This window comes from Bacteroides sp. AF39-11AC, assembly GCF_003474285.1.
GTDB lineage: Bacteria > Bacteroidota > Bacteroidia > Bacteroidales > Bacteroidaceae > Bacteroides.
Genome location: NZ_QROH01000010.1, coordinates 269,665 through 278,505, shown reverse-complemented (window position 1 = coordinate 278,505; position 8,841 = coordinate 269,665). Strand labels below are relative to the sequence as shown.

The following is an 8,841-nucleotide window of genomic DNA, read 5'->3' as shown; positions in this document are numbered from 1 at the left end:
GTGTTAATATTTCGCTCAAAATCATCAAAATAATAACGTTTACCTGCGGCAAAAGGAAGCGTGGAAGAAGAAACAGTCAGTGCACTATAATCGCGTAAATTGTCGGCTCCATACTCATATTCGCGGGTACAACCGGTATGTACTATCGCAGAAGGGAGATTATTCTTATAGTAATTTACCTGTTGAAGAGCAGACGAGTATCCTGATATCGGAGTTATTGCCGATAGAGGAGCACCTGATGCATTGTAACTATAACTTCCGATATCCGACTTTGCCTTAATGGTACGTCCACTATTGTAAGACACAGTAACCGGAGTCTTTCCCGAAAGAGTAGAACTTAGCAGACATCCTTCTGCATCATAGGCAAAAGTTTCAGTAAGCCCGCTACCACCGAACTTTTCGATGCGTTGCGTCAGCAAGCCACCCTGGTTGTATTGATAACTGAAAGTAGCCAGAGAGTTACTGATACCTTTATACTTTCCTAACTGATCATAAGTATAAGTAGTTTGTTTATTTCCGCAATTCACATCGCTGGTCAACAATCCCTGATCATTATAACTTTTAGCTTCCCACAATTTGACGGAAGTTGCATTGTCAGCGATGGAAATAAGATTGTGAGAAGCATCATAACCAAATTTCTGCACAAGGCCCGACGGACTGGTATATGTAAGCAAACGTCCTTTACTGTCGTAGGTATAACTTTTAGTGAGTGCCTGATCCTTAATAGTCTTCACTTCTTTCTGTAATAACCCTGCAGTCGTATAGGTATAAGCAGATTGATGACCGGAGACCCCGTTATTTATCAATTGCCCTTTATTATTATAGGTATAAGACAACGTACGTTCTCCATCTGCCACACTGACAAGACGCCCCGCCAAATCATAAGTATAAGTCGTAACGTTATCATTCGCATCTCTCTTTGTAGCCAGTTCATCAAAACCATTATACGTATAAGTCGTAGTACCCGAAGCAGCGTTGCTGACACTGGTACACAAGCCATAAGTGTTATAGGTAGAGGTCACCGGATAGCCGGGCGAACTTACCTTTACCACACGACCGGCTGCATCATAAGTATAAGTCGTGGTGCCTGTGGCGTCGCTCTGTGACACAATATTCCATTGAGCGTCATATACGAAGGTTTCCGTACTCTCTTTGTCCGTCACAGTACGGTGCGTTTCGGTCTGTTTGTTGTAAGTATGATAAACCTGTTTGTTCAAAGCAGTTCCGTCTGCCGAACGATGGTCTTCCTGTGTCAGACGTTGGTAACCGTCGTAAGTATAATCTACAGTCGCAAGCAGACTCAAAGCACCGTTGCCACACAACGTTTCCTCTTTCACCGGCAGGCCTATTGCATTATAGCTACTGCGTAAATGCTGCCACTTACTTCCGGGTTGCAATTCGCTCTGCAGCAATGTACGTCCGTAGCAGTCGACTGTAGTTTCAGAGGTCAGTACTCCGTCATAGAACTTTTGCTGACGATACAAACTGGCAGATGTTCCCGTCACTGAATGACCGGTCCATGAATACCGATATTCCGTAGGCACCTGCTCGTGGGAAAGGGATTTTTTCAGTCGACCGAACGTGTCGTACTGATAAGTAGCGGTTCGCCCGTCGGGAGCTGTTTCCGAAAGCGGATTTCCATAAAAGTCCTGCACAACCTGCGTCACCAACCCTACGGGATCGGTATCCTTTTTCACATAGCGGGCATCATCATATTCATAGCTATGAGTACGCGCTTTCCCGTCGGCTGATACGGTTTCCGAAGTCAAGAGCCCCAAAGTGGCATCATAAGAATATCGTTTCGTCATGCCGTGCTCGGTTTCAGTCAATAAATCGCCATAACTGTTGTAGCCAAATGTTTTCTCTTCACCCACAATAGAGACGCCAGAGCAACTGAAGGTTTTCTTATAACCGCTCATGCGGCAAGGGAATGAAGAAACATTAGCACACGACACATAGCTCATGGTTTCGGAAACATCGCGAGAAGCTTCCGTTCCTCCACGATAAGAGGTGGAACGGCTAGTCAGGTTACCCGACGCATCGTAAGCATAACTTATATTCGTATCTATCCCTTTCAATCTATCCGCCACACTGCAAACTGTGATATAAAAAAAACCGTATTTCCCATATGTGCTTTTGAATGACGGCCAATAGCTGCGACCTAAATACACAGCCTCTGATTCGCGCCGATCAGATGACTGATAATAATACGGATATCCCGAATAATAAATCAGATTATATTCATCAGTCACCTTATCTCTTGAAATAAGATCTTGACAGATAATCGTCCTAAAACCCTGAAATGCCCAACGATCTTTCATCGCATAAACCGGCGAGGTATATGTGTACTTCTTGTTTTCCACCAATGAAGTATCAAAGAGACTCCCCAGCTTAACAGTACTTACCGTATTGAAAGTAGGTATATCCTTATTCCAGCTTGCATAGTTCCCATTGTAGAATTTCGGGTCACGTGAGGCAGTGGTTACCAGCTGGTAATCGATGTCCCGCTTCGTACCGTCACCATTCTTTATTCCGGTAACCACATCCGAAGTACTCTGATGGGAAGGACACAGTAACTTCAGAGAAGTAGATCCTGTCAGCCAGGAAGGATGACTGGAATCAAAGGGATGAGAGCGGAACTCACAAACATTCACAAGATCACACTTGCCATCACCTGAAAAATCGGCAGCAATTGGATAGAAGTAAGATGGGTATATATAGTACTTTCCATCACGGGTATATACACCTTCCTTCCCGGGTGTTCCGCCCGTCTCCTGAGAGAGATAGAGATCATACTCCAAGCTGGAACTTCGTGTATTGAAATCAGGAGCATAGTTTATATACACCCAGTCTCCTCCCGACACGTAGCCTGTCTGGCTTTCTATACATGACGCTATATTGTCACTCCCCACGCAGATGACATCTGTCAGTCCATCACCATTGAAATCTCCCGTCCTAAATGAGTTGTATTTATTGTTGGTAAATTTATTGGAAATATACTGATATGTGAAATTCTTCCCATCACCAGTATTATAATAAATATTCGCCTGACTATTGTTAGGCTGAACTTCATTATATCCTTCCAGCAGAAGAAAATCCAAATACCGGTCGTCATTAAAATAACCACATAGTAACACACAATTGGGACCAAGCATATAATTTCTGGCAAAACTGCGTTCCAGTATCACGGCATTCTTTGCCGGACTGCACACTTTAACCGTGCCCCCATCGTCGCACACAATGATGTCCTGACATCCGTCGCCGTCCACATCACCTATCATATAAGTATAGAATACACTGAACTGAGATAACGCATACCTTGTTCCGGTAGTATATCCATCTTCAAAGTAAACATTGTCTATCACCAGTTCGTCCTTTCCATCACCATTCACATCGGCCATAGCCACAATATTAGGAGTGCCAACAGTACTGACGGATGGTTTATAACTCTGTTTGGTAAAATTAGGAACATTGTTATTACTCAAGGAAGCTTGCCAGTATTCGTACCCCGATGATGTACTAAAAAAAAGGTCATCCAGCCCATCGCCATTAAAGTCACCCGCAACAGCCTTCAGAGGTTTATATTGATTGGAAAAAGTCGCCATGGTCAGTTCATTGGAGAACCCGTTAGGATTGCCGTAGCGATAAACCACCAGATAATCTCTGGGAGCTCCGGCTGATTTATTCTCTGTAGAAAGATCATAAATAGTCAGCAAGTCCATACAGCCGTCGCCATTAAAGTCGCCCTGCACAAACTCCGAGTTCTGCGAATAAGTATAGGAAGCATTAAACAAGCGTTTACCCGTATCTCCCCATTCAATGCGCATAGGATTCAGTGCTTCAGTACCGCCTTCACCATACTCTGTTATGGTATAGAGCCGTGGATACTGATTTGTGTATTCATCTGTTGGTTTCAGGTAATCAAACGTATAGCGACGCATAACTGTAGCATCTGTCTTTACTGTTATTTCTCTCAAAATCTTATCTCGCTTCACTTGGCAGCCAGAAATATACCCACTCTGGGCGTCCACATATCGCTGGTAGTTGAGCAAGATTTTATTTTCATGCGCGAAATTATGGCTTGCATGAAGCGTATAAGTAATGGAAGTAAGCCAAACATCTCCGTTGGTCAAATCTTGCTCATATTGATAACTGATATAATTTCCATGTACGTCTTCTTGTGCAGCCAGATACCAAGCAATATAAGCAGTATTTGAAGATGATTTCTGAAAAGCGTTTGTACCATTATAATCACCATAGTAAAGCCGACCTCCATTTTTCTGTTGTACCACAAAATATTGAGGGTTACCCGTAGTACCATTGTGCAGAGTGATACGTGAAAAGTCATCGATTTCTTTCAGATAATTGTTGGAACTGCCATTTTTTATCAACCGTATGCCATCCAGTTCAAATATGGCGTTAGTAAAAGATACAGCACTGTTTGAACCATCGTAGAAACTGCGCTTTCCATTTCTTGTAATAGAAGAGATGCACGACAGATTCATACCATACCCCAAGATTCCCTCACCGGCTAAACTATTATAAATAATACTTAGTTCAGGTGTCATTCCTGCCTGCCCCTGAGGTAAAGATAACGGAATGGTAAAAGCAGAAGAGCCGTTGGCATTCACTTTAAAGGTATAAGGAGTACTTCCTACAGGCAGACTTTCATTAAGTGCATAGTTACCGGGAGTAGTATATACAAGATTTCCGATACTGCTAGAATTAACAGCGGAACGCTCCCCACTAAAAGTACGAGGAATCGGTGTAATCGATGATTGCATACGAAATGTACGATTGCCTGCATTATCATACGCATAATTTATACTTTGTGATACTGCAGTAGCAGATATCAAAAACAAAGCAATAATAATAAGTAAAATTTTATTCTTCATAATTTCTTGATTTTAATAAATATCCTGATGTTTAAAAGAGACCTCTCTGGATTGAATATCTTTGTATTGGTCGAGACAGCCGGATATTTTATCCGGCTGAATGAGTAACTGAGAGGACTCTTGTATGACAACACCCTTTACAGTGTCATCGCATTTGCCCCCAACGCTCCCGCAATAGCTGAAGCCACCGCGATAACCACTTTCAGGATCATATCCCATACTGATTTCTTGATTGCCATGTTTCACACCTCCTTTCGTGTTCTTTTTTGGATGATTTCAAGCATGATCCGCCCTGGTGGCGCTACAATGCACCACAATTAAGTTGATACTTCTCATGTGTTTCTGATTAAATAGTTTAGTTGATAAAAATAAGTAACTTACCGGTAAAAAAAGAAATAGTTTAGTTAGTCTGTAATGGTTTAGTTCCGTGTACGTGTTTGCGTTGTATCTTTAACCCAGCGGATCGTCCTCTATGCCCCCGTCACCGCCGGAACCACCATTACCGGAGCCGCCGCCGGAACCGCCTGCCTGACTTGTTCCGTAGGGAATACATTTCACTCCGGTCACCATCGAACGGGTAGCTACGGTACGGTCCGGATTCTTGGTGTAGCAAGGCAGGAAGCGCACGGTCATGGTGGCTTGCGCAGCCGATACCTTGTCGGCGCTTTCCACACCTTTGCCGTTCGACTTCATGGTCATGCGAAATGTGCCGAAGCCGTCCAGGGTTACACTTTCCGAGGATTGCAGGTGAGTGGTCAATACCCTCACCAGGTTGTCGATAACATTTTTCGTGTCGTCTTTGGAGAGGGAAGAGTATTCTGCAATCTCCTGGGCAATCTGGTCTGTTGACACGTTGCCTTTCAGCACGACGCGCGGATAGAATAGTTTTTTGCCGTCCTTATTTGCCAATATGGATTGGGCTGTTTTGTAAAGTACTGCCATAATTTAGTAAAGTTTTAAATGTGTTGATGAATGATTTATTGTTTGTGTCTTAAGCTTAACCACATTGCAAAGATAAGCCTTATTGTGTGAACTGAAAAATAAAAAAGGCCGTTTTTCTTCATGAATTTCAGCCTGTGCTATTCACGTTTCGTGGCTTCCTTTTGCTTGATACATAAACTCAATAGATATCTTCCGGGCTGCCGTATTTTGCCATGACTTTCCCGCAGATCGAAGAATCCCTTCCATATGGGATGCCCGATAATGCCGAAGTTACTCTTCAGGACAATGACATATTGCTCCCCCGGAGGAATATGAAACTGGCGGAGATTGAAAATAAGACCGTCCGGATTGCGAGCCAGGCCGTCAGCCGGTGGTTGCAGGCGAGCCACGTCTTCATCGGTCCATTCCCTCCGGTGAGGCTTGTCGTTACCGGATGTAGTTTGTGTGTGAACGCCGGGAGCTCCCCCGGAAGAAATTAATTCCTCCTCCTCTTCCTCCGCGGACATTTCGTCCGCGTTCTGAGTTCCCCCGGCGGGGGAACTATTGAGGAGGGGTTTTTCTATTCTATGCTGTGCTATGCTATTCTGTGCTATGCTATGTGTACCGGATGTTACATTTTCGGGCTTAATTGTTACACTTTCGCCCTTGGATGTTACATTTTCAACTTCAGACTCCGTGTTCTGCTCTGTGAATGAATCGGGAGCGTCGTCAATAAGATTATACCGCTTTTCTATTGCGGAAGATTTCCGGCGTTTGGTGCTGAAAAGGTATTGCCTTTGTATCTCGCTGCTGGTGAGTATGCCGAACTCGTTGAAGAGCCCGGGATGGAAGATGCCGTATTCGGCAGCAAGGGTAAGGATGCGTTTTACGTCACCGGCTGTTTGGTTGTAGAGGCTTGTGGAAATGTCTTCGTAGAAGAGTTCGTCTGCACGGACGTAGTAACCCTCTCCGCCGTAGATGCAGGAGAGGGCGCCAAATAATGTGGCAAGTGAGCCTTCGCCTTCGCGCTTCATAATGCGGCGTACCAGGCGGTTTTGCATGAAGTCTATATCGATGGGGAAATAATCGAGTCCCCGTTTTTTTATTCTACACATGTGTTTGGGTGTTTAGTTTTTAGTGAAAAATGAATTAATCTATGGCTATTTCTCTAAGACTCCTCCGTTTTCGGGCTATACTTTCTCTTACCACTTGGCGGGCGTGGAGGATGAGGGTCATACGGAGACTGTAGTCATTGGTTTCGGTTATCACGGGGTAGTTGCGTGTATCATTTACTATCTGTGTATGATGGTAACGCTTCCTACAGGTTGCCTTGCGGCATTCTTTGCAGTAATTATCCGGATTCTGTGTACGTTTGTTGATGTAGAAGGCTTCAAGTGGGAGTTTCTTCAGGCAGCATCCGCAGGTGCGGAGAGATTTTTTGTTTTTCTGTTCCATAAATGAGTATGATTTAGATGATTTGATTTAGTTTCTTGGATCTATATATCTGTCGTGCTGGATCTATATACCTGATGTGTTGCATCTTTATGTCCTGTGTGTCGGATCTATATATCCTGTACATTGGATCTATATGCCTGACATGGAGGCTCTCTACTTTTTGGTTTAAAAGATTGGCTTTTCATAATTTGATTGCATTTATTTGCGTTTTAAAAACAGAATGATTGTTTTCTCTCTTGCAAATATATTTGATTTTAATATAGCAAACAAATGGTTTTAGATATTAATTTTATGAAAATACGTAAGTGCATGTCAATGAGGTATCAATGTAGTCTGATTTATTTACATCGATAAGTTTGGAAGGGAAAAAGGAATGTTTTGTGTGGTGCAGGGAAGATTATACCTCGCTTGGGCGCAATCCGAATGATCTGCAACTCATCTTCTCGACTTTTACTTCCCACACTTTTACGTTGCGCACAGCAGGTTCGCTGTATTTGAATTCATCGCTCGTATATTGTTGCATGATGATGTCGAGTATACGTCGCTTTTCGTCCATATCTTCGATGAAACGGACGTTTCCGTGGCACATCACGCTACGCGACTTCATGCTGTAGCTACATGCCACATGGCGGTGCATGTATACCAGCTCGTGTCCTTCGCAGAAGGTGATGCAAACGCGCGGGTGGCGTTCTGCCATTGCTACTTTGCCGCCTTCGGGACCGGAATGCAGATAGATGATGCCGTCCCGGTAAGCAAAGTTCATGGGGACTACGTAGGGATTACCTTCCGGATCGGTGATACCTACCGTACAGTAAGGGCATTTGCGGATGATTGCTTCAATCTCCGCTGTGTCGGTGATTGCGATTGTCTTCATAGGGCTGAATAGGAGTTTTATTCGGCGCAAAGGTAATCATTTTATTCACAAACGCCAGCCGGCGGTTGAAGAAGCGTGCGAAAAGCCCGACAATCAATGCGGCGATGATTGTGCCTTCGCGTACGCCCTCTATGGTTCCGGCTAATAGCAGGGAAGCTGCACAGGCCAGAAGTGCCAGTGTGGTGTCGAAGCCGATTTTGGTAATTCCGAATTCTTTTCCGGTGCGCAGGGTGATGGCTTTTACAAAGGCTTCACCGGACAGCATCACTACATTGGCTATCACTTCCATACTCACTCCCAGTCCGAGTATGGCGCAGCCGGTCACCAGTGATAGAATCTGTGAAGCGTATCCCGCAGGGGTGAAACCCGACAGCAGTGCCATCGAACAGTCTATGAAGAAACTGAAAAGTATCGCTACGGGGATTTGCAGAAATTGTTCTTTCCTGAAATCCTTTTTCAGCAGTGCTATTTGTCCGGCTATCAGCACGGCATTCAGCAACAGCGTGAATTGCCCCAGTGTAATGGGGAATTTCAGACTGAGCGTATAGGGAAGGCTCGATATAGGTGAGGAACCCAGATTTGCTTTAATAATCAAACTAATACCGAATGCATTTACAAATAAACCCGCGATGAAAAACAGATAACGGGCTGTTAATTCTCTTTTTGCCATTTTTAATAAATTCCTTCAACAAGTAA

Annotated in this window: 7 protein-coding genes; all 7 read right to left on the bottom strand. The window is 44.1% G+C overall.

The annotated features are described in order from the left end of the window. On the bottom strand, positions 1-4,895 hold a 4,895-nt coding region (locus tag DW036_RS21600; RefSeq protein WP_147401527.1), incomplete at its 3' end, for an FG-GAP-like repeat-containing protein. 137 nt (positions 4,896-5,032) lie between these two features. After that, positions 5,033-5,128, bottom strand: coding sequence for a smalltalk protein (locus DW036_RS25630; RefSeq protein ID WP_158585981.1), 96 nt, complete (start codon positions 5,126-5,128; stop codon positions 5,033-5,035). Positions 5,129-5,345: 217 nt separating this feature from the next. Continuing rightward, positions 5,346-5,837 carry an HU family DNA-binding protein gene (locus DW036_RS21595; protein ID WP_118466144.1) on the bottom strand — a complete coding sequence of 164 codons (492 nt, stop codon included), beginning with the start codon at positions 5,835-5,837 and terminating at the stop codon, positions 5,346-5,348. Positions 5,838-5,974: 137 nt separating this feature from the next. Next, complete coding sequence (locus tag DW036_RS21590; RefSeq protein ID WP_118466143.1) at positions 5,975-6,931, bottom strand: DUF4373 domain-containing protein; 957 nt, start codon at positions 6,929-6,931, stop codon at positions 5,975-5,977. Positions 6,932-6,965: 34 nt separating this feature from the next. Further along, positions 6,966-7,271, bottom strand: coding sequence for a hypothetical protein (locus DW036_RS21585; protein ID WP_118466142.1), 306 nt, complete (start codon positions 7,269-7,271; stop codon positions 6,966-6,968). Between the two features lie 397 nt (positions 7,272-7,668). After that, positions 7,669-8,145, bottom strand: coding sequence for a pyridoxamine 5'-phosphate oxidase family protein (locus DW036_RS21580; protein ID WP_118466141.1), 477 nt, complete (start codon positions 8,143-8,145; stop codon positions 7,669-7,671). Further along, on the bottom strand, positions 8,108-8,815 hold the full coding sequence (locus DW036_RS21575; RefSeq protein WP_022393091.1) for a YitT family protein: 708 nt from the start codon (positions 8,813-8,815) through the stop codon (positions 8,108-8,110). Before DW036_RS21575 ends, DW036_RS21580 begins: the two co-directional genes overlap by 38 nt. Positions 8,816-8,841: the final 26 nt, after the last annotated feature.